Here is a 22,595-nt window from a genome sequence, read left to right on the forward strand (position 1 = left end):
TAAGCAAACTATGGAAGCGTGAGTAAAAACATTAGTTGTATAAAGCTTTAGTAATGATATAAATCATGGTACATTCAGCAAACGCCTTGCGCTTTTATGAAAAAAAACGTACGCACGTACACAACAAACACAGGTGAGATGATAAAAGAATTCCTGACTTCATTAAAGTACTTGAAAAATATTTTTTGGTCTTTTTTTCTACCAACTATTGGGTTATTCATATTTGTATTTTTCTTTCAAACGATACAGTATGGCAGCATTTTCGCAACTGTGCAAAAAAGAGACACAATTACTCATATTAGTAAAGCTGCTTCTAGCAAAGGTATTAAATCAGAAAAAATACCTAAGGTGTCGACTCTCAGTACACATTTTACTGTTCTAGCAGTAACACAAGCGCTATACGAAATAGCTGTAAAAATAGCACTAAATCATGATACCACAGCAGAGATTAAATACCTAAATGCTGTATGTCCAAATGATATGGTTTCTTCATTATCTCCTGTTGTTATATTGTGTAATAACCTAAATAAAGATCGTAATGTAGAGATACACGAATCAGTATCCGATTCTGATGTTGGAGTTTTGTCTATTACAAAAAAGAGAAGTAATAGTGCTGTAATTGTAACAAAAAAGCTTGAAAATCAAGGAAGAGAATCCGATATTAGTTACGATGAAAGAAGGTTTGTTATAATAGAAAAAATTTACAAAATTATTCAAGATATTAATAAAGGGCAAGTAGAATAGATGTCCGCTGCTAAGGTGTATGTTTGGCTTAGTCAGCTATCTTAGTATTAGTAAAAAAGTGAAGAAGTTAATTCCAAATAAAATGAAGTAGTAATAATGAGAAAAGTAAGCTTGTATTTCGCTCTTTCGGTTGTGTTTTGCATAAAAATTTATCTATTATGCAGATATTTATCACAATTTGATTCAAAAGTCCTTATATATTGGAGTGAGTACGAAATCAAGGTGAGTTTTTTAGCGCTGATCATAGCGTTGATTGCGTGCGGTTTGGTTCTATGTATGGTCGCAATATTACTTACTAAGTTATTTGTGTCGTACGGTTTTATTAGTGAAAAAAATGCATTTTATGCTCTGTTGATGCAATCTCACAAAGGATTAAGTGGTCCTAACATAGAGGCACCAAAAGGTATCTCTGATACAGATAATTCTTTTTTAAAAGAATATTATAATTTGGTTCAGGTGAGTCTACACGATGAACATTTGAACGAGGCTATCGACAACCTTAAAGAGTTAACAAAATCTGATTCTTTAGGGATGTTTGCTAAGAAAAAATTGGCTGATGTTTTATTCAAGATGGGAAAGTATTCTGATAGTTTGGAATTTTCTAAGAGTTTTGCGCAGGACGACAACCCAGATCCAAATATGCTAATGCTTGTAGTGAAAAGTTACTACATGTTACAGTCGTGGAATAATTTCGATAAATATGCTGACATTGTACTTCATTTGTCTGATGTTACGTTACAACAGAAAGAAGAAATATCTAACATGTACGCAGAATCATGCAAAGCAGATATACCAAATAGCGTCAAAATAGATCATGCCATGAAGGCAGTAAAGTACAATAAAATGAATCAAGCTGCTTATAAAGAGTTAACATCTGTGTTTTTGTCAGAAAATAGAAAAGAAGATGCTTTAAATGTTTTAGAGAAGCAATTTTCTCACATGCCAACATTTGATACATTTCTTGAGATAGAAAGTTTATCTCCTTTAGAAGGCGAGAATTTATACGATGAGTTATCTTTGTTAGTTGCACCAACTTGTCATAAAGAATGCTTTGTAGCGATAGGAGTATATCTTAACTTGAACGAGAAAATACAGTCTCTGGTACAAAAGAAAGAAACTGTTCAAGATCATTGTGTTGTTGAAAATAAAAAGCAATAAATGCATCTGAAGTAAAAAATATGTTGGATTATACTACTAAAAAACTTTCAAGAGGGATTTTTATCTCAATTGAAGGAATGGATGGTTGTGGTAAATCTACTCAAACAAGAAAGCTAAAAAAAATTTTAGAACAGCAAGGTTTGCCTGTTGCAATAACAAAGGAGCCATGTCGCTCAGTTATAGGGAAACAACTAAATAAGATTCTAAAAAGTGAGCGTTTATCACCTAAAATAGAGCTTATGTTATTTATGGCAGCAAGATATGATCATATACAGACGGTGATACTTCCCAAATTAAAGCAAAATATTTGTGTAATATCTGACAGATTTATAGATTCTACATTATGCTATCAAGGAATCTTGGGAAAGATAGACATAAAATGGATACAAGATTTACATAACTCTGTGTGTGGCATATGGCCAGATGTAACATATCTCTTAGATATCAATCCTGTAACTGTGGTAGATAGGATAAAAAACAGACCAGTGAAACATTTTTATGATTCAATGCCACTAAAGCAGCAGACAGTGATTCGAGAAGGATTTTTACACATAGCGACACTTTTTCCTGAAAGAATCATGGTTGTAGATGCCAATAAGTTCGGTAAAACAACAAGTATTATTGTAGAACATCTGATGAGGAAGTTAGCGAAGATATAATCTCTGATGCTATTTCTGTGTGTAACGCAAAGCCAGTTTTAGTTAGCGTGATTTTTTCATCTTGTATTTTTATATGGCCTAGCTTGATAAGATTTTCAGTGACATGGTACAGCGAGGTTTCTTGCTTTGTTTGACCGGAAATTGCTAGAATGTCTTTCAGATCTATTCCTTCTGTAATGCGTAATCCCATAAAAATTTTTTCAGTCAAGATCTCTTGCACAGTTAAATTCTGTTGTTTCACTATTCCATGATTATTAGAGTCAACATTACTCATCCATATTTTAGGGGAAGAATGCATCTCTATTGTAACAATATCATTAATATCATTTACAATTCTGCTATGAGCTCCTGGTCCTATACCTAAATAGCTTTTATACCTCCAATAAGTCATATTATGTTTGCAAATTTTATCTAGTTTTGATGCATAGTTCGAAATCTCGTACTGTATATATCCATGCTTAGATAAAATATCGTTTGTTATATTATACATATGTAAAGAATAATCAGAGTTTATTACTGGTAATTTGCCTTTTTTAAATAATGTATGAAATTTTGTATTTTCTTCTATTGTAAGCTGATACAAAGACAAATGATTTAGTTGTAGATGTATAATTTCCTCTAATTCATGTTTCCAATCAGATATGCTTTGTCCTTTACAAGCATAAATGATGTCCATAGAACAGTTTTTAAATTCCTTTTTCGCTACATTTACCGCATATAATGCTTCATCTACAGTGTGTTGACGTCCTAAAAATCCTAATCTTTCATTTCTTAAAGATTGCACGCCAATAGAAATACGATTGATACCACAGAGAGACAAATCTTTAAATTTTTTAGCTTCTACAGATGTAGGATTAGCCTCCAATGATATCTCTGTTTTTTGATCTACAATACCAATTTTGGCAATCTCATTTATTACAGCTTCTACAAGTTTTGCCGACATAAGCGAAGGTGTACCTCCACCAAAAAAAATAGACCTGATATATTGTCCTTTTAATAAATTTGCAAACCAGCGTAACTCTTTTTTGTAAGATTCTTGCCAAGAAGAATAGTTAAAAGAGCTGGCAACATGGGAATTAAAATCACAATACGGACATTTACTTAAACAAAAAGGCCAATGAATATAAACAGAAAGCATAAAGAAATAATTAAGTTAGTCAAAATAGGACAATTGACCCTTTTTAAAAGGTACATCACTGAAACTCATATCATGCAACCATAAAAGATAGCCTTTGATTGTTTTATTCGGATGAAGTTTTTCGACACATTGTAGATACCTGTGCATTTGTTCATTGTATTTAAAAATTACCTCTGTAGAACATTTGCTTCTATCTCCTGTTTTGTAATCAATTACTGTCACATTATTTTCTGTCTCTATTAGTAAATCTAATCTAAAGATTTTGGTACAGTTATCATTTTGATGAGACACGATATTCACTTCAGAGCATACTTTACCTTGCATTAGATCTTTCCACATATTTGAAGTAGTTAACAAATGTAATTGATGCATCGCTTGCGCGCGCGCCCCAGTAGATATGTGCTGCAGTAAAGGAGTAATATTGTCCCATGTGTTTCCGCCTACAATGTGTTCTAGAATTTTGTGCATAATTCTACCATAGTGCATACTTTTCTCTTGTGGCACATAATGTGAAAAAGAATTTGCAACATTACTACGACGTAACTTCTCGATAGCAAAATTGTATTCTTTAAAAATTACATCATTAGCGTGTTGTACTTGTGTATCATAATCTTCAAAATCTTTAGTCTCAAAAGGTTTACTTTCCCAAAACATTATATCTTGTTTTTCTTTTTCACTGTTTTCTAAAACACAATGTTTTAAAGCTGTTGTATCTTCCATTAATACTGATTTTGCTAAGTTATACCAACAATTGGAAGAAACGTTGTTGCGAGATGTACTACCACAAATTATTAAATAATCCTGACATCTAGTAAATGCAACATACATTAGTCTTAGATATTCTTGATAGTCTGCATCGAAATTCTGTTTTTTACGGGCTTGAATTTTCTTTGTTAAAGTTGGTGGATAACACAAAGCTACTTTATCATTTTCAACAAATACAAACTTATCAGATATAGAAACAGAAGTGGCATCTGAAATAATAACCACCGGAAATTCCAATCCTTTAGCAGAATGTACAGTCATGATATTTACAGAATCTGCCTTGTCTACGTTGTCACGTGTAACACAAACATCCGTGTTCTCAAACCATTGAATAAATTGATACAAATTTCCTTGAGTTTCTTTTTCGAATTTTTTAATTAGGTGTAAAAATTCGTCAAGAATATCTCCATCTTGTTTGTTGTTATCTTGTAGTAATAATTTTCTTACACCCATGCAGTTTAAAATAATATAAAAGAAGTCAAATACTCCTTCTGTAGTATTGTAAGCTTCTATCCATTGCATCATGTCAGTGCAAATTGTTCTATAAAATAGATCGTGTTGAATTTTATACCACAATGTCTGTTTTGTACTATTAGATGACCTAAGTTCGTATAGCTGATCTTCTGATAAAGAAAAAATAGGAGATTTAAGTAAAATAGCGCAATTCAGATCATCAGTTGGTAAAAGAACAAATTTAGCAATAGCAACTACATCCATAATTGTTAAGTTGTCATGTAATGTGACTTTATCTAAACCTGATACAGATATTCCTTCTTCACATAAAGTAGATACCAATATCTTAGCAAATTTTGTTCTTCTTTGAATAAGGATAGCAATGTCTTTTTTACGAATTGTCTTTTTGGTTGAGGGTAAAATTATCCTACTTTGCAGCAAATTTTTAATACGTTGAGCTATCTGTACAGCAAGGGTATATGAGGCAGAATCTATCTGATAAGAAGCACATGGTAGCGGCCAAAACAACTCTTCTCTTTTTTTGTTTAACATGGTAATTGGCCAAACTTCAATTCTGCTTGGACTGTCTGCACTACTAGATAGTAATTTGGGTACATTTACAAAACAGTCAGAAGCATTTAACACTCTTTCCACAAAATCTATAATTAATTGCGAAGATCGATAGCAGTGATTTAATTGTATATTTTTAAAAGGTCGATTTGCACTCAACGCACTAGATTCAAAATGTTTTTTTACTTTTTTCAATGTGTCGACGCATGCACCTTGAAAGCTATAAATAGATTGTTTTTCATCTCCTACTATAAAAAAGGTTTTATGTGTCTCACTTGATTCACCTGAGAAAAAATCGTTCATGAGAGCCGTAATCACTTCCCATTGCTCTTTGCTGGTATCCTGGCTTTCATCTACTAAAATATGATCAACACCTCCATCTAATTTATACATTACCCAATCTTTATCTTTACTTTCTGTAAATAAATGTTTGGTATATCTAATTAAATCTCGGTAATCTAGAAATCCTTTATCGCGTTTATATTTTTCAAATCTAGATGAAAAAATTTGTGCTATGCAGAAAAAGGCGGTGCTAGCTTCAATTAAATTATTATGTTCTACCTTTTTTAAGCAATTAAATAACTCATCTTGTAAATTTAATAATAATTTGATCAGATCAGGAGCTTCACATGTCAATTTTTGAGAAATTAATCTTATTTTTTTATTACCTGAAGAGTTAATGAAAAGTGGTATTAATTCGCGCCATCTAATGGCTCTTTCTTCTACTGAAAGTTCGTAGTAATTTTTTAAGACGGACAAAAACTCTATATCTCCACAGGTTGTGTTAAAAGGTTGCCATTGCAGTAAATTGATATCACTAACAAGATTAATAACTTGGGATAAAATCTTTTTCTGATTCGTACATTGAAAATTTGTCTCTGAGATTAAAAAAGATTTGTATTTTTCCTCTGTTGCAAAATTTTTGATGATAGATACTACGTTTGTAGAGGACGTACTGTGTATAATATCGTAGATTGTACTTTCATGAAAATGTAGAGATAGGCGTTTGAGTGCTTGTTCGCATTCTTGTAAGTTGAAAATTTCTTCTATAATATTTTTTCGTATTTGTGCTTCTGTTATCTCATTTATGACACGAAAAGATGGAGAAATGGATGCTTCAAAAGGGAACCTTTTTAAACTATATTGGCAAAATGCATGTATAGTACATATCTTCATGTCCTGAATTTTCTTTTCGAAAGTATTTAATGTATTTTTTATTTTTTTTAGATTTTGATCTGAAAAATGTTTACCTGTTAAATCAAAAAGTACTTTTTTTAACTCAGAAGAGTCATACTTAATCCAATTTTCTACGTTGTGCTTTATTCGATACGATATTTCATTAGAAGCAGTGTTAGTAAAGGTAATACATAAAATTTTTGCAGGATCTACTCCATTTATTAGCAGCCTCATTATTCTATCTATAAGAACTTTTGTTTTTCCAGTGCCTGCAGAAGCCATAACCCAAGTAGATATGTTAGGGTCAGATGCTTGAATTTGAGGAATATTTTGAGTGAATGACATCTGTTGAATTTTTAATATAGACTCGTAATTTAAATTAACTTGATACTTCAGTAATAATTTTTTGCCATAGTAACGGGCGTCGTATCAATACCAAAATCTTCACAAATTTGAAGCATATCATGAGGAATAGGGGCAACAAAAGTACAAACTTTATTCGTATTAGGATGCTTTAAAGTTATGTGATGGGCATGTAAACATTGTCTTTTAATAAGAGATATATTTGTTAATTTATTTTTTTCAATTTTGCACAAATTTTTTCCATATAAAATGCTACCGTAGACAAAATCTCCCACTATTGCGTGTCCTATATATGCCATATGAACTCTAATTTGATGAGTTCTACCTGTAGCAAGTCTGCATTCTACCATGCTAAGCGTTTTGCAAGGAGACATAGATACAACCTTATAATATGTTAAAGCATACTTACCCTTACTTTTATCTTTATATACAGCCATTTTGGTATGATCGTGTCTACTTTTTCCTATATAAAATTCTATTGAGCCTTGCAATGGCATTGGCACCCCCCATACTAAAGCATAATATACCCTTTGCATGGAGCGATTTTTCACCTGGTTTGCTATGTGCAGATGCGAATAATCATTTTTAGCTACAACAAGGATTCCAGAAGTATCTTTATCGATTCTATGTACTATACCTGCTCTAAAATTGTTTTTTTCTAAAGTCTCATATCGATACATAAGACCATTAACTAATGTGTCATGAATATGTCCTACGCCGGGATGTACAACCAACCCAGCTGGTTTATTAATTAACACAATATCATTATCTTCAAAAATCACTTCAAAAATAACAGATTTTGTTGGTATACAGTCAGATGCGTCTGTTTGGTATGACACACAGACAGAGCTATTAGTTTTCAGGAGAAAATCTGCACTTTGTACTACCTTGCCATTCACTAAAACATTACCAGAACGTATTAGCTTTGTGATTTTACTTCTACTTTCTTTGGCAATTGATGCAATCGCTACATCAAGTCTGTTGCCAAAAAATTTACCATCTAAGAAATATCTATTTGTTTTCATGCATCTTGACACTTGCACTTGATACTATTTCAATCCGTATGTAAAATCTTGTGTGTTTTTGTTGTTTAGCAACTGAAGTTAACACATTTATCATCTAAAAATACATTTTATAATTGTGTCCTTAAGATATCCGAAAACTATACCAAATCCACACTTTCCTAAGATAGAGGAAAATATACTAGAGTATTGGCATACAGAAAAGATTTTTGAAAAATCTGTCAATCAAAGAAAGACGACTGATAAGTTTGTCTTTTATGATGGGCCGCCGTTTGCAAATGGTTTACCACACTACGGACATTTACTTACAGGTTTTGTAAAAGATACATATGCGAGATTTCATACCTCTTTGAATAAAAGAGTAGAACGAAGATTCGGCTGGGATTGTCATGGCTTACCTGCAGAAATGGGGGCAGAAAAGGATCTCAAGTTGTCGGGTAGTTTAGATATAAAAGAATACGGTATAGAAAAATTTAACAGTTACTGCAAAGACTCAGTCTTGAAATACACTCAAGCATGGCAAAAGTATGTAACTAGACAAGGTCGTTGGGTAGATTTTGAAAATGACTACAAAACTATGAATTTAACGTTCATGGAGTCAGTGCTGTGGGTCTTTAAAAAGTTATATGATAAAGGCTTGATATACCATGATACAAAAGTTGTTCCTTATTCGTGGGCTTGTCAAACTCCTTTGTCGAACTTTGAGACGAAATTAGACAACTCGTACAGAGAAAAGAAAGACAAAGCTGTCACTGTAACTTTTGAATTATTAGATTTACCAGAGTCAGTAAAAAAAATAGATAACGTAGATAAGTGTTTTTTATTATCATGGACTACTACCCCCTGGACTTTGCCGTCTAATTTAGCTTTAGCGGTCGGTGATACTTTAACGTACAGCGTTGTTTTGAAAGGTACACATTGCTACATATTATCTTGTGATTCCCTTTCAAAATATAAAAATGAACTAAACGCTCAGGATGTGGTAGCAACAATTACAGCAAAGGAATTGGAGGGCAAAAGCTATAAGCCTATTTTTACATATTTTGAAAGTAATCCTAATTCTTTTAAAGTACTTGTAGATGAATTTGTTTCAAAAGAGGCGGGTACAGGCGTAGTACACATAGCTCCTGCTTTTGGAGAAGACGATCACAATTTGTGCAAAAAATATGACATAAAACCAGTTTGTCCTGTAGATGAAGGTGGAGTTTTCACTAAAGAAGTATCAGATTTTTCTGGTATGCAAGTATTTGCAGCTACAGATTCGATAATAATGGAGTTAAAAAAAAAGCAGGTATGGTTTAAGACTGAACAGTATATACATAGATACCCACACTGCTGGAGAACTGACGAACCACTTATATACAAATCAGTTCCATCATGGTATGTGAAAGTTTCTTCTTTTAGAGATAAAATGGTGAATCTAAATGAACAAATTAATTGGATTCCCACGTTTGTAAAAAACAACCTTTTTGGAAAATGGTTAGAAAATGCAAAAGACTGGGCGATAAGTAGGCACAGATTTTGGGGAGCTCCTGTACCGGTGTGGGTATCAGATAATCCCAAATATCCAAGAATAGATGTATATGGGTCTATAAAAGATTTGGAAAAAGATTTTAATGTAAAAGTCAAAGATTTACACAGACCGTTCATAGATTCTTTAGTGCGTACAAATCCAGATGATCCATCCGGGCAATCCATGATGCGCAGAGTTCCAGACGTTTTAGATTGTTGGTTTGAAAGTGGAGCTATGCCATATGCAGAGGCTCACTATCCATTCGAAAATAAAGAAAATTTCATAAATAACTTTCCAGCAGACTTTATAGCAGAATATACAGCGCAAACCAGAGGATGGTTCTATACTTTGATGGTGTTGTCTACGGCACTATTTGACAAACCTCCTTTTTTAAACTGCGTATGTCATGGGGTAGTCTTAGACGCAAAAGGACAAAAACTTTCTAAACGATTAAACAATTATCCTGATCCTTTAGAAATTTTTGATCAGTATGGAGCAGATGCATTGCGTGTTACTATGTTGTCTTCAAATGTAGTTAAAGGAGGTGATCTACTTTTAGACAAAGAAGGAAAAGCGGTATATGACTCACTTCGGCTTACCATCAAGCCTATATGGCAGGCATATCATTTTTTCTGTATGTACTCCAACTCAGATAACATCACTGCAAAGATTATATATGAATCGGATAACGTACTAGATAAATACATCTTGTCCCAGTTGCGTATTACCACGGATGCTATAAAGGTGGCTTTAAAGGATTTTAACTCTCAAAATGCTTACCAAGAAATAGATTCGTTTTTTGACAAATTAAACAACTGGTATATAAGAAGAAGCAGACAAAGATTTTGGAAACATGATATATGCGAAGATAAACTTGCAGCATACAATGCTCTTTTCACTTGTCTTATTACTATGTCTCAGGCTTGTGCTTCTTTGCTACCAATGTTGTGCGAAGAAATATATTTGGGATTATCTAGGAAAACTTTAAAAGAAAGTGTTCATTTAGAGTTATTTCCCTTGCTTAACGCAATTGCTCCGGATCTAAGTTTGCTTACTTCAATGGAAAAAGTTAGAGCGATATGTAAAGGTGCTCTTTTTATCAGAAATAAAACTGGTATACGAGTTAGACAAACTCTTAAGGACATCACAATTTATGCTATCAATACAGATGCTTTAGAACAATATATTGATCTTATAAAAGAAGAAATTGGGGTACAAGAAGTAGTCTTTAGAAAAGATGTTGATACAGTAGGGCATTATATATTAGTGCCAAATTTAGACAAAATAGCTGCAAGAATACCGAGTAAAGTACAACAGATTATATCTGCTGTACGAAAAGAAGACTGGCAACATTCAGGTGATAATTCTGTTATTGTGTCAGGTGAATTATTGTCATCTGATGAATTTAGCCTTGTACTTTCAGTAAAAGACAAAGAGGCGAAAAATGTTAAAGCAATACCAGAAATAGAATGCATAATTTCCCTAAACACAAACTTAGACAGTTCACTTGTGGAAAAGGGATGGTTGAATGACTTAATACGCCTTATACAAGAGAAAAGAAAATTGGACAATTATCATATATCAGAAAAAGTTCGGGTGGAAATTTTTTCAGGCAATGAAAGAAGTTGTAACGTTATACAATCTAATATACAGATAATTGAAGAACAAACCTTATCCAAGGTACAACAAATACAACAAATTCCGCAAAATTCTGATATATGTAGCTTTGAAGAGTTTCTTGTGCATTTTAGAATTTGCTCCATTTAATTAGTTTGTTTATAATCAACAGTGTAGTATCTGTAAGTTAGGAATAAAAAATGAGTGTATTGATAGAAGATAGAGAGGATAAATGTTCTTTCTGCATGAAAAAACAAATGCAGGTTGCAAGGCTAATTGCAGGGGGAGATTCTGTATTTATCTGCAACGAATGCGTAGATCTGTGTTACGAACTCTTACAAGAAGAGCAAACACTTTCAAAAGATTCTGGTAGGTCGATTGTTCCTTACCCTCACAAAGTCTATGAAATACTGTCAGAGTATGTGGTGGATCAAGAAGATGCTAAAAAGGTACTGTCAGTAGCACTTTACAACCACTATAAGAGGATACATGCTGAACATGTCAAAGGAGAGCCAGAGTTAGAAAAATCTAACATATTACTTATTGGCCCTACCGGATGTGGGAAGACATTACTTGCAAAGACATTAGCAAAGGTTTTAGATGTTCCTTTTGCTATAGCAGATGCAACAGCTATAACAGAAGCTGGTTACGTTGGAGAAGACGTAGAGCAAATAATATCTTATTTATTGCAAGCGGCAGATCATGATGTGGCAAAAGCTCAAAAAGGCATAATATATATAGATGAGATAGACAAAATAGCTACTTGTAGGTCTGAAAACCCTTCTATTACGAGAGACGTATCAGGAGAAGGTGTTCAACAGGCCTTACTAAAAATTATGGAAGGCAGTATAGCTTCCGTGCCACCTCAACATGGTAGGAAACATCCTCAACAGGAGTTTATACAAGTTGATACAACTAATATTCTCTTTATCTGCGGAGGTGCATTTGTTGGATTAGAAAAAATAGTGGAACAGCGTGTATCACAAAATTCAATAGGTTTTGCCGCTAATATACACGGTTCAAACAATTTAAGTACTGGGCAAACTTTAAAACATTTAGAATCAGAAGACTTGATAAAGTTTGGCCTGATTCCAGAATTTGTTGGTCGGCTACCTGTTGTAGCAAGGCTTAATTGTCTAAGTCATGATGCTTTGGTAAGAATTTTGACAGAGCCAAAAAATGCTTTAGTGAAACAGTACCAAAGAATATTTAAGTTGGATAAAATCAATTTGGAATTTTCACAATCCAGTCTGGACCTAATAGCACAGAAGGCTTTGGAGAAAAAAGTAGGGGCGCGAGGACTGAAAAATATAATAGAGTCTGCTCTGCTAGATGCTATGTTTAATATCAAAAAAACTAAAGCTGGATCTACGTTAGTATTAGATACAACAAACGATTTAGGTGAAAAAAAGGCTCTTACTCTAATACATAAGGATGTTAAGAGAAGAAAAAGAGCCTCTAACAAATAAAAAGTGTATCGCTTAAATTCATATGTGTAATGGAAATATTGCACTCACAAGGTTATCTTGTCAAAGAAGCTAGACTTTCGTATCTCTCTTCTTTCCATAGCCGTAACTTCTTCAATAGAAAAGTGGTCGTATTTTCCTTTAGGAAAAATATCAGTAAATTTTGCTGTAAGAGCGTATGATATTGCCTTCAACAACAAGTTAAAGAACTTTGTGTCTTTCATTACTGGAGCAAAACTTTTCTCTGTGGATATTATAAAATTTATTATTCCAAAGTTAGGATCAAAAAAATCTATACAAATAGTATCATCTTTTACGACTACAGCTTGCAATAGACATGCATGGAGAAATTCTTTCACATCTTGCCAAAAAAAATCTCTACATTTAATACTGCCTTGTATAGATACAATACGGTCTTTTTCAAGACTATATAAGTTACGTATAAAAATAAAATCTATATCACTTTCAGCAATTTTATAATCTTTTGATGAAGATGGAGATGATAAAAAGCTATCACTAGAAGAAACTGCAGGTTGCAAAGAATTTGCAGGAGCAGCCTTACTAAACATACTTACATCAACTTTAAGTAGTTTCTCAGCTCCTTTTTGCGCATCAAGTAAATCATTCATAGTATTCTCCAACCCCTCTTCTTTTTGTCTATGGTGACACATATTACGTTGTTCTTGATTTACTAACACTCGTTTCGTCAATTTGGCTACACTGCCACCTTTAAGAAAATCCTGATAGACTAATTTAGACGCATCTCTAAGTTTTAATTTTTTGTCTACGGCATACTCATATACTAAATCGCATACTCCGCTGCATACTCCTTCTAAAATTTTCTTTTTTTTCGCTTTGTATGAATCCTTAGGGATCTCTTTTTTTAGCTGTGCTAGAGATTTTTTTATGACAAGGTCATGAAAATCAGAATTGAAGCCTAATTCATCAATTCTGCATGCCTTTACTCTATAATGTAATTCAAAATTACTTGTATGATATTTGTATTTCATAATTTTTTACTAAAAAGTGTAATAAAATTTCCTATTTCATAGGGGAAAATTTTTCTACATATAATCACAATAAATCACGCTAAACAACTAAAAGTTGATCTTTTTTAGAATTTAAAAAACTGTTATTTTATGTGTGAAAATATGCTTTTAAGAAAAGTCTGTTGCTTTTTTTGCTCTATTTATATAGGGTATAGTTCTTAGCCCGCGTGGCGGAATGGTAGACGCTGCGGACTTAAAATCCGTTGGGCATTGCGCCCGTGCCGGTTCGAGTCCGGCCGTGGGTACGTGAATTAGGCTCGATAGCTCAGTCGGTAGAGCAAAGGACTGAAAATCCTTGTGTCGCTGGTTCGATTCCAGCTCGAGCCACCTTGCCCTATAAAAAAAACGGATATATATATGTCATCTCCATTAAAGACCATTGAAGAAAAATTGTGCAAAGCTTTTTCTCCTTTATCTATAAATGTGCTAGACACTTCATCAAAGCATGAAGAACACGAGCCAGTTAAAAATACTGAAGGTGTAACTCATGTGGAGATAAAAATAGTATCCGAATGTTTTGAAGGAATACATCTGTTAGAAAGACATAGAAGAGTGTATGCAGTATTGAAAGAGGAAATGTTGCACATTCACTCAATATCTATCGATATTAAAGCACCTACAGAGGTAAATTCAGAAAAATAAGAAAGTGTACATCTACAGTGTAAACAGTAAAACACTTTCAATATGGAGCTTATACAGTTATAATGCTTGAGCTTCTGTAATAATAGAGCGTTTCTTTTTTGACTAAAAGTCAAATATACATTGCTGATCTATAATCATAACTAAAGTGGTAAAGAAGAATGGAAGTAGAGGAAATTATCGACGATGCTAAAAGCAGGATGCATAAAGCAATAGATGTCTTATTAGATAATTTGAAAGGATTACGAACAGGTAGGGCAGTTCCAAGCCTACTTACAAGTATAAAAGTAAAAGCATATGATAATGAGTCTCCTTTATCTCAACTTGCTAACGTATCGATTTTAGATAGCAAAACTTTAAAGGTACAACCTTGGGATACATCTTTAGTGAAAACGGTGCAAAAAGCGATTACAGATTCAAATTTAGGAGTAAACCCAGTTATATCTGAACAAAGTATATTAGTATCAATACCATCACTTAGTGAGGACAGACGAAAGGAAATAGTTAAGATAGCCCATAAATATGGTGAAAACTGCAAAATATCAATAAGAAATATTAGAAGAGATGCTCTAGAGCATATCAAAAAGTTAGAAAAAGAACATGCGTTATCAGAAGACGAAAAAAAAAGATTTTCTGAAATGTTGCAGAAACATACAAACGAATGTACCTCTAAGGTGAGCGAATATGAGGCAAGAAAAGAACAAGAAATTATGACAATTTAAATTTTTGCAAATAGAGAATGGTGAAACAAAATTTTCCATACTATGCATAATAACCATGTACAATAAAATTACATTATGAATTTATGGAAAAAGGTATTAATAGGCCTTATAATTGGTGTATCACTAGGACCTATATTAGCTAAATTCCCAAAGTGGTTGGATATTGCCAGTGTTATAGGTAGTATGTTCTTAAGGAGCTTGAAGATGATGATGGGCCCTTTGATCTTTTGTACTTTGGTAAAAGGAATACTTAATTCTTCCAATGCTAAATCTTTGGGTAGAATAGGGTTCAAAATAGTCACAATCTCTGTAGTAACTACAACGTTTGCTGTAATATTTGGACTCGGGGTAGGTATATTACTACAGCCAGGTAAAAATCCAGGTTTTGAACCAGCTCTTTCAACAGCATCAGTAGTCCTAGATAAGTTTTCTTTCAAGAACTTGATAATCGGTATCATACCTGAAAATGTCATAGAAGCTTTCAGTAAAGGTAATCTACTGCAAATAGTATTTTTCTCTATATTTGCAGGAGTGGTAATGAACCAGTTTAAGAGTAAATCTAACAACCTACAAAAAGTAGTATCTTTTTTTTCCACTTTGGTGTTTGAAATGATAGCTATAATAGTTAGTTGTTCTCCTTATGGTGTGTGTGCACTGATGGCAAGCACAATTGCTGTGCAAGGAATCACTGTATTGCTTAGTGTCAGTAAATTCGTAGCAGCGATGATAGTCGCTATGACTTTGCAATATTTAATATATGGGTTGTTGATTTGTATTTACTGTAGAAAATCTCCTTTGCCCTTTTATAGAAAGAGCTTGGAATATCAGCTATTAGCCTTTTCTACAAGTAGTACTAAGGCTGCACTGCCTACTACTATTGAAATAGCAGTAAACAAATTAGGCATATCAAAAACTAGTGCGTCAGTTATGTTACCTATTTCAGCTGCAGTAAATATGAATGGGTCTGCAATTGGGCTAGGTATATCTGCAATATTCTCGGCTCAGCTGTACTCTATACAATTAGATATAACAGACTATTTAGCAATAATAGTATCTTCAACTTTAGGGGCGATTGGAGGTGCTGGAGTACCTGGAACATCTATAATAACTCTTCCTGTAGTACTACAGTCTGCAAATATTCCTATAGAAAGCGTTCCTATATTGGCTAGCATAGACAGGTTGCTTGATATGCTGCGTACTACAGTCAATGTTACAGGAGATGTAGCAATGACTTTAGTAGTAGATCATAGCGAAAATAATTGGGACATAAATAAATACAAATCCTAGTATGAATAACAACAGCATGATAAAAGCATTAAAAGTATTTATCCCTTGTGTTATATTTTCCGTATTTTTTCTTACACATCCTTCTAATTTGGTATCAGTAGAAGGATGGAGATTACTTGGGTTATTTATTGCTACAATAGTTGCGTTAATGATAAAAGCTTCTGCTAATAGCAAGATAGCTTTGATCAGTCTTACGACTGCTATTGTGATGCAAATAATACCGGTGCAAAAAGCATTAAGCGCCTTCTCATCACCTGTAATATGGATGATATTTACAGTTTGTTTTATGGCGAAGGCATTAATCAATGTAGGACTTAGTACAAGAATAGCATATATTTTTGCCAGACTTTTTGGTAATAACGAGGTTGGTTTAGCATACAGTTTAGTGTGTACTGATGTGTTAATAGCTCCGTTTATTCCTAGTAGTACCGCTAAAGCAGGAGGAATAATCTTACCTGTGATAAATGAAATGTCAAAATTCAAAAAAACTATAAAAGAAGAGGAAAATTTAAAGAACTTTCTTTGCTTAGTATACTCTCATACTGTATGTATAACTGGAGCTATGTTTTTAACTGGCACTGCTGGAAATCCAGTATTATGTAATATAGCAAAAGTAAGTGGAATAAATTTGCAGTGGTGGAACTGGTGCATAGCAGCAGCACTACCTGGTATAATAAGCTTGTTTTTTTTGCCACTTTTCATAAAAAAATACTTTAAGTTTGACACAAGCGAATCGTTTAAACAATTAGCGGTACAAGCATCGACATCCATGCATCCATTTAGTCGAAAAGAAAAGATACTACTAATAACTTTGACATTAGTGTTGTCTTTGTGGATTGTTGGACCTAAATATGGAATAAGTAATGTAACGGCAACTTTAGTAGGTGTAAGTATCCTACTTATCACAGATGTTTTGAGTGTTAATGACATTATATCTCACAAATCTGCATGGGATATTTTTTTATGGTTTGGTATAGTAGTTCTATTGGGAGAGCAATTAGAAAAATCAGGAATAATAGGATATTATGGATCGCTATTAGGACAATGCATACCTGGAAACAATTGGGCGTTATCTTTTCTCATAATTGTTTTTGCATATTTTTACTCTCATTATTTGTTTGCAGGAGCTATACCACATATCAGTAGCATGTATGGTATTTGTTTATCACTGGCTATACATGCAAATGTACCTCCAATGTTGGCGGCGTTATCTTTAGCGTTTTGTTCTAGTTTATTCATGTCACTAACCCATTATGCTGGAGGAGCAACTGTTATTCTTTTTGCTGACACAACTTTAGAAAGCAAAATGTGGTGTAAAATAGGATTTATTTTAAGCTCGTTAAACCTATGTATATGGATTGTTGCAGGTTTATCATGGTGGAAATTGCTAAATATTTGGTAACATTTGCCGGCATAGCTCAGTTGGCAGAGCGATACATTCGTAACGTATAGGTCAGGGGTTCGATTCCCTTTGCCGGCACACTCTTAAACAACTTTAAAATACGTAAAATGCTACAAGATTTAATTTTAGATCAAGAGGAAGAAGATCTGTATGAAAATACTACAAAAAGAGATACATCTATTGAGCTAGAAAAAATTTTATATAAAAAGATAAAGGTTTTAGATCATGGTTTCATAAGAGTTATAGATTATATGGGATCAGATTCTGCAATAGTACAAGCTGCACGTGTATCTTATGGACACGGTACAAAAAAAGTCAGTCAAGATAAGGCTTTAATAAACTATCTTGTAAAACATAGGCATACTTCTCCTTTAGAAATGTGCGAAATTAAATTTCATATTAAATTGCCAATATTTATAGCAAGACAATGGATTAGGCACAGAACTGCTAACGTAAATGAGTATTCAGCAAGATATTCTGTTTTGGATAAAGAATTTTATTTACCAGAAAGAGAGATATTATGTGCTCAATCTAGCTCTAACAAACAAGGACGTCATAATGAACCCTTAACAAAAGAAGAGACAGATAAAATTTTACATATCATAAAAACCGATTCTGAAAGATGTTATGATAATTATTCTCAAATGCTAAATACAGACATAGATGGAAATGTGGTAGATGACGAAAAAACAGGCCTAGCTAGAGAGTTAGCAAGAATGAATTTGAACCTTAATTATTACACACAATGGTACTGGAAGATTGATCTGCATAATCTTTTACATTTCATTTCATTAAGATATGCGCAACACGCACAATATGAAATAAGAGAATATGCAAAAATACTTCTTGAAATAATCAAGTTGTGGCTACCACACGTCTATGAAGCTTTTATGGAATATAGGCATCACGGAGCTGAATTATCCAAGTCTCAAATACAAGCTTTGAAAAAGTTTGTAGACGTAAATAAAATCTCTAAAAAGGAAAGCGGTTTAAAAGAAAGGGAATGGCAGTACCTAATTGATATACTAAGTTAATTTCAAAACAAAAAATCTTTGACTTAAATATTCAGTTTTATAATCATGCGAAAACGTGAGTAAAGAATTGATAAAAGAAGTAGCAAATCAAGCTCCAAACACCTTTGGTGTGTATATGATGTTTCAAAAAGAAAATGTTATTTACGTGGGCAAAGCAAAGAATTTACATAAAAGGCTACTGCAATATACAGCAGACAACTTACCATATAGGACAAAACATATGGTGTCGTGTGTATCGCTGGTACGGTATACCACTGTAATGCAGGAATTTGAAGCCCTAATACTAGAGGCAAATCTTATAAAAAAACATCAACCTCGTTACAATATACTTTTAAAAGACGACAAATCATTTCCTTATATAAAAATTAGTAAAAATCATGAATTCCCTCAGCTGACAAAATACAGAGGGAAAATAATAACTTCTGATCTTTACGGGCCTTTTGCTGATATTGCGTCTCTAAAAAAGGTTTTCTCATTACTACAAAAGATTTTCAAAATCAGAACATGTTCTGATTCGTACTTTCTTAATAGAAAAAGACCTTGTATACAATTTGAGATCAAACGATGTAGCGCTCCTTGTACGAACTATATAACTAAAGAAGAGTATAAAGAATCTGTGCGTCAAATGGAGATCTTTTTAAAAGGAAAAAATACTCATTTACAAAATATCCTGAATAAACAAATGAGCATTTATAGCCAAAATTTAGAATATGAAAAGGCGGCTATGGTGAGAGATAAATTACTAGCGGTAAAAGAAGTGCAAAATCAGTCTTCTTCAGCTTATGAAAAAGGAAATTGTGATGTTATAGGTATATCTATTATAAATGGAACTTGCTGCGTAGAGATTTTTTTTTACAGAGGAGGTCAAAGTTATGGAAGCAAAAAATATTTTTTTCAGAATTTGGAGAATGTATCAGAAAATCAAATTTTACAAAATTTCCTAACTTTATTTTATTCAACACATATTCCACCTGAAAAAATAATGTTACCTAATACTCCTGTATCTAAACATGATATAGAAATTGCCTTTTTTACTTTATTCAAAAAGCAAATAAAACTTCAAATAACTCCAGACAATCTTCTTGTCAAGAATGCAAATAATAATGCGGCCTTATCTTTGGAAAGTAAATTAAATTTCACTAAGTATCACAATCAATTTTTGCAAGATATAAAAAATCTGTTTGGTTTACACTTCGCCCCTTCTAAAATAGAGCTGTATGATAACAGTCATATAATGGGTGAGCACGCTGTGTCAGCTATGGTAGCCACAACACAAGAAGGAATAGTAAAAGCGGATTGTAGAATTTTTGTAGCACAACCTATTCCTAATAAAGCTAAAGGAGATGATTATCACTTGCTGAAAGTAGCTCTACTAAAAAGATTAGAGTCAAAAATCCCTTTACCAAATGTAATAATAGTAGATGGAGGACTAGGACATCTAAACGCTGCTAAAGAAATTCTAAAAGAGACAGATATTTTCCTTGTGGCAATGTCAAAAGGTAAAAATCGTAACTCGGGTCAAGAAAAATTTCATACACTAAATCAAAGACCTTTTACATTACCGAAAGATAGTTCAACCATGTTATATTTGCAAAAGTTACGTGATGCGGTACATAATCTTGCTATAAACGCTTATCGAAAAAGACACAATAAGGCACTTTTTGCATCAGAATTAGATGAAATAAAAATATTAGGAAAAAATAGAAAAAGAAGCTTGCTGTTACATTTTGGCTCATTTGAAAATCTGCTTAATGCAGACCTGAAGAGTATAACTCAGGTGCCTGGAATAGGAGCAACATTAGCACAAAGAATTTTATCTTCGATAAAGAAGTTGAAAAAAACTTAATTGTTTGCAGTTAAGTTTTTCTTTATAAATAAATTGTATACTCAATGTTGTTTATAAGATAATAATTTATTTAACTAAAAGTTACTTATATATTGCATTTTTCAATTTTTACGAGATATTATAGAAAAATAATAAATTTTATTTGTTGACGAGATTTACGAACATTATTAGCCTAAGATGATGGTGGCACAGTTGCCCGTAAAAACCCATGTTAGCCCATGATGTTACAAAATCTTTTTTTATCTACATATACTAACTCTATAGACAAAAAAGGTAGAATATCTGTGCCAGCAAATTTTAGAAATATGATTAATAAAGAATCTCAGCATTTGATAGCATGTCCGTCTATAAAGAATTCTTGTGTGGAGGTATATGACGATGTGAGATTAGAAACAATAAGCAATGCCGTAAAAGCTTTGCCACCATACTCAGCTGAAAGAGATGCTTTCGAAACAGTAATTATGGGGGAAGCTACAATGCTATCTATAGATGGAGAGGGAAGAGTAATATTACCAAAACATTTTCTACAGTATGCAAAGATAAACACCAAAGCTACATTTATAGGAAAAGGAACAACTTTTGAAATTTGGAACCCAGATGAACTGAATGCCTATATGTCAAAAGCTAAACAAATTGCTAAGAAAAATTTATCAATTTTAAAAAATACCTAAACCATGCCTGTGAAAAATCATATTCCAGTTCTATTAAAGCAAGTAATACATTACTTAGATCCGCAAGATGATCATACTTATGTAGATTGTACTTTTGGTATGGGAGGACATTCTAAAGCAATATTACAAACTGCAAAATGTAATGTCATCGGATTTGACGTTGATCCAAGCGTGATACAGCATGCAAAAGATTTACAAAAACAATATAACTCTAGATTTAAATTTATACAGTCTAATTTTGCTGATTTAGATAAACATATACCTCATTCGGTAGATGGATTTTTATTCGATTTAGGCACTTCTACAATGCAGCTTACAGATCCTGGTAGAGGTTTTTCTTTCTTATATGATGGGCCACTTAATATGAGAATGGATAATGCTAAAAATCAAGTTACAGCACAAGATATTGTAAATAACTTTTCAGAGTCACAATTGTCAGAGATGCTGTATAAAAATAGTAACGAACGCTACTCGAAAAAAATTGCTAAAGCCATAGTGCAAAATAAACAATTCATACAATCTACTACCCAGCTAGCACAGTTAATACGTAATACCTTAAAAAGAGGTAAGTATAGAAAAATAGATGTATCTACGAAAACTTTTCAAGCATTAAGAATGGAGGTAAATCAAGAGTTAAAGACTCTACAAGATAGCTTAACTAAAATTACCAATTTGCTAAAACAAAATGGCAAATTAGTAACTATAGCTTTTCACGCTTTAGAGGACAGTATCATTAAAGACTTTTTAAGAAAAAACTCAGTAAAAAAAATATCACGATCAAAATATGCAAAAGAAGAACCAACATCGGCCCAATATCAATATAAAATATTAACAAAAAAGCCAATTACTCCAGATAAAGAAGAGTTACAATTTAACGACAGCTCTAGGTCTGCAAAACTAAGAGTTGCAATTCGAATATAAACGTTTATGGTTACCTACAATAAAGATACATTACTATATTTTCTGTTGCCTATTATAGCCCTTGGTATCTGGTACGGGATTTTAAATTTTAAAAACTCGGTGGTAGTATTAGAACATAAGACAGAAGAAATAAAAAAAGAAATAAAAAAAGAACAAGCAAGAATGAATATACTTAAGGCGGAGCTATGTTATATAAGCAGGCCACAACGTATAAGGCATTTAACAGAAAAACATCTAAAAAGTTTAGGGCAGACTAAAGCTGAACAAATAGTAAAAAATGTAAAAGATAATCCAAAAAAATATCAAACTCCTATAAGAAAGGTAGTCTCTAAAAAAGTAGAAAATATAAAATGGAATTTTAAAACCTAGTATCCATCAAG

General features: G+C 32.8%; 18 protein-coding genes and 3 tRNA genes. 17 read left to right on the forward strand and 4 right to left on the reverse strand.

The features are described from left to right. The first annotated feature begins 138 nt into the window (after positions 1 to 138). From FZC37_RS01945 to tmk, 3 genes are all read left to right on the forward strand, one after another. On the forward strand, positions 139 to 744 hold the full coding sequence (locus tag FZC37_RS01945) for a hypothetical protein (RefSeq protein ID WP_148952048.1): 606 nt from the start codon (positions 139 to 141) through the stop codon (positions 742 to 744). Positions 745 to 1,020: 276 nt separating this feature from the next. Then, complete coding sequence (locus FZC37_RS01950) at positions 1,021 to 1,902, forward strand: tetratricopeptide repeat protein (RefSeq protein WP_172619336.1); 882 nt, start codon at positions 1,021 to 1,023, stop codon at positions 1,900 to 1,902. 20 nt (positions 1,903 to 1,922) lie between these two features. Continuing rightward, positions 1,923 to 2,561, forward strand: a complete 639-nt coding sequence (gene tmk, locus FZC37_RS01955) for a dTMP kinase (protein WP_148952050.1) — start codon at positions 1,923 to 1,925, stop codon at positions 2,559 to 2,561. Here the strand turns inward: tmk and hemW are convergent. The 3 genes from hemW to FZC37_RS01970 are packed head-to-tail and all read right to left on the reverse strand — an operon-like array spanning position 2,521 to position 8,051. Continuing rightward, positions 2,521 to 3,699: a radical SAM family heme chaperone HemW gene (gene hemW / locus FZC37_RS01960; protein ID WP_148952051.1), complete on the reverse strand. Its 1,179-nt coding sequence runs from the start codon at positions 3,697 to 3,699 to the stop codon at positions 2,521 to 2,523. The two genes, tmk and hemW, sit on opposite strands and share 41 nt — an antisense overlap. 15 nt (positions 3,700 to 3,714) lie before the next feature. Next, positions 3,715 to 7,008: a UvrD-helicase domain-containing protein gene (locus tag FZC37_RS01965; RefSeq protein ID WP_148952052.1), complete on the reverse strand. Its 3,294-nt coding sequence runs from the start codon at positions 7,006 to 7,008 to the stop codon at positions 3,715 to 3,717. Positions 7,009 to 7,055: 47 nt separating this feature from the next. After that, entirely contained in the window at positions 7,056 to 8,051 is a 996-nt protein-coding gene (locus FZC37_RS01970) for an RluA family pseudouridine synthase (RefSeq protein ID WP_148952053.1), read from the reverse strand. A 115-nt stretch (positions 8,052 to 8,166) separates the two neighbouring features. Between FZC37_RS01970 and ileS the strand changes: the two genes are divergently transcribed. Then, on the forward strand, positions 8,167 to 11,328 hold the full coding sequence (gene ileS, locus FZC37_RS01975) for an isoleucine--tRNA ligase (RefSeq protein ID WP_172619337.1): 3,162 nt from the start codon (positions 8,167 to 8,169) through the stop codon (positions 11,326 to 11,328). Between the two features lie 50 nt (positions 11,329 to 11,378). Then, positions 11,379 to 12,647, forward strand: a complete 1,269-nt coding sequence (gene clpX, locus FZC37_RS01980; protein ID WP_148952055.1) for an ATP-dependent Clp protease ATP-binding subunit ClpX — start codon at positions 11,379 to 11,381, stop codon at positions 12,645 to 12,647. Positions 12,648 to 12,691: 44 nt separating this feature from the next. Here the strand turns inward: clpX and FZC37_RS01985 are convergent, their stop codons facing one another. Continuing rightward, entirely contained in the window at positions 12,692 to 13,654 is a 963-nt protein-coding gene (locus FZC37_RS01985) for a hypothetical protein (RefSeq protein WP_148952056.1), read from the reverse strand. Positions 13,655 to 13,854: 200 nt separating this feature from the next. Between FZC37_RS01985 and FZC37_RS01990 the strand changes: the two genes are divergently transcribed. From FZC37_RS01990 to ftsL, 12 genes are all read left to right on the forward strand, one after another. Next, a tRNA-Leu gene (locus tag FZC37_RS01990) sits at positions 13,855 to 13,938 on the forward strand. A gap of 9 nt (positions 13,939 to 13,947) precedes the next feature. Beyond that, a tRNA-Phe gene (locus tag FZC37_RS01995) sits at positions 13,948 to 14,020 on the forward strand. A gap of 30 nt (positions 14,021 to 14,050) precedes the next feature. After that, positions 14,051 to 14,335 (forward strand): BolA family protein, encoded by a 285-nt coding sequence (locus FZC37_RS02000; protein WP_148952057.1) that lies wholly within the window; start codon positions 14,051 to 14,053, stop codon positions 14,333 to 14,335. A 158-nt stretch (positions 14,336 to 14,493) separates the two neighbouring features. Continuing rightward, positions 14,494 to 15,054: a ribosome recycling factor gene (frr, locus tag FZC37_RS02005; RefSeq protein ID WP_148952058.1), complete on the forward strand. Its 561-nt coding sequence runs from the start codon at positions 14,494 to 14,496 to the stop codon at positions 15,052 to 15,054. Between the two features lie 75 nt (positions 15,055 to 15,129). After that, positions 15,130 to 16,341, forward strand: a complete 1,212-nt coding sequence (locus FZC37_RS02010) for a dicarboxylate/amino acid:cation symporter (protein WP_148952059.1) — start codon at positions 15,130 to 15,132, stop codon at positions 16,339 to 16,341. A gap of 1 nt (position 16,342) precedes the next feature. Continuing rightward, positions 16,343 to 17,743: a DASS family sodium-coupled anion symporter gene (locus tag FZC37_RS02015; RefSeq protein ID WP_148952060.1), complete on the forward strand. Its 1,401-nt coding sequence runs from the start codon at positions 16,343 to 16,345 to the stop codon at positions 17,741 to 17,743. 5 nt (positions 17,744 to 17,748) lie between these two features. Beyond that, positions 17,749 to 17,821, forward strand: a tRNA-Thr gene (locus FZC37_RS02020). A 29-nt stretch (positions 17,822 to 17,850) separates the two neighbouring features. After that, the gene (gene thyX / locus FZC37_RS02025) at positions 17,851 to 18,777 is read left to right on the forward strand and encodes an FAD-dependent thymidylate synthase (protein ID WP_148952061.1); all 927 of its coding nucleotides are present in this window, start codon (positions 17,851 to 17,853) and stop codon (positions 18,775 to 18,777) included. Positions 18,778 to 18,832: 55 nt separating this feature from the next. After that, positions 18,833 to 20,623, forward strand: coding sequence for an excinuclease ABC subunit UvrC (gene uvrC, locus FZC37_RS02030; protein WP_148952062.1), 1,791 nt, complete (start codon positions 18,833 to 18,835; stop codon positions 20,621 to 20,623). A gap of 218 nt (positions 20,624 to 20,841) precedes the next feature. Next, entirely contained in the window at positions 20,842 to 21,294 is a 453-nt protein-coding gene (locus FZC37_RS02035) for a division/cell wall cluster transcriptional repressor MraZ (protein WP_246120974.1), read from the forward strand. 3 nt (positions 21,295 to 21,297) lie between these two features. Continuing rightward, positions 21,298 to 22,215 (forward strand): 16S rRNA (cytosine(1402)-N(4))-methyltransferase RsmH, encoded by a 918-nt coding sequence (gene rsmH, locus FZC37_RS02040; RefSeq protein WP_148952063.1) that lies wholly within the window; start codon positions 21,298 to 21,300, stop codon positions 22,213 to 22,215. Positions 22,216 to 22,221: 6 nt separating this feature from the next. Continuing rightward, positions 22,222 to 22,584, forward strand: coding sequence for a cell division protein FtsL (ftsL, locus tag FZC37_RS02045; protein WP_172619338.1), 363 nt, complete (start codon positions 22,222 to 22,224; stop codon positions 22,582 to 22,584). The last annotated feature ends 11 nt before the right edge of the window (positions 22,585 to 22,595 follow it).

The organism is Candidatus Sneabacter namystus (assembly GCF_008189685.1).
GTDB lineage: Bacteria > Pseudomonadota > Alphaproteobacteria > Rickettsiales > Rickettsiaceae > Sneabacter > Sneabacter namystus.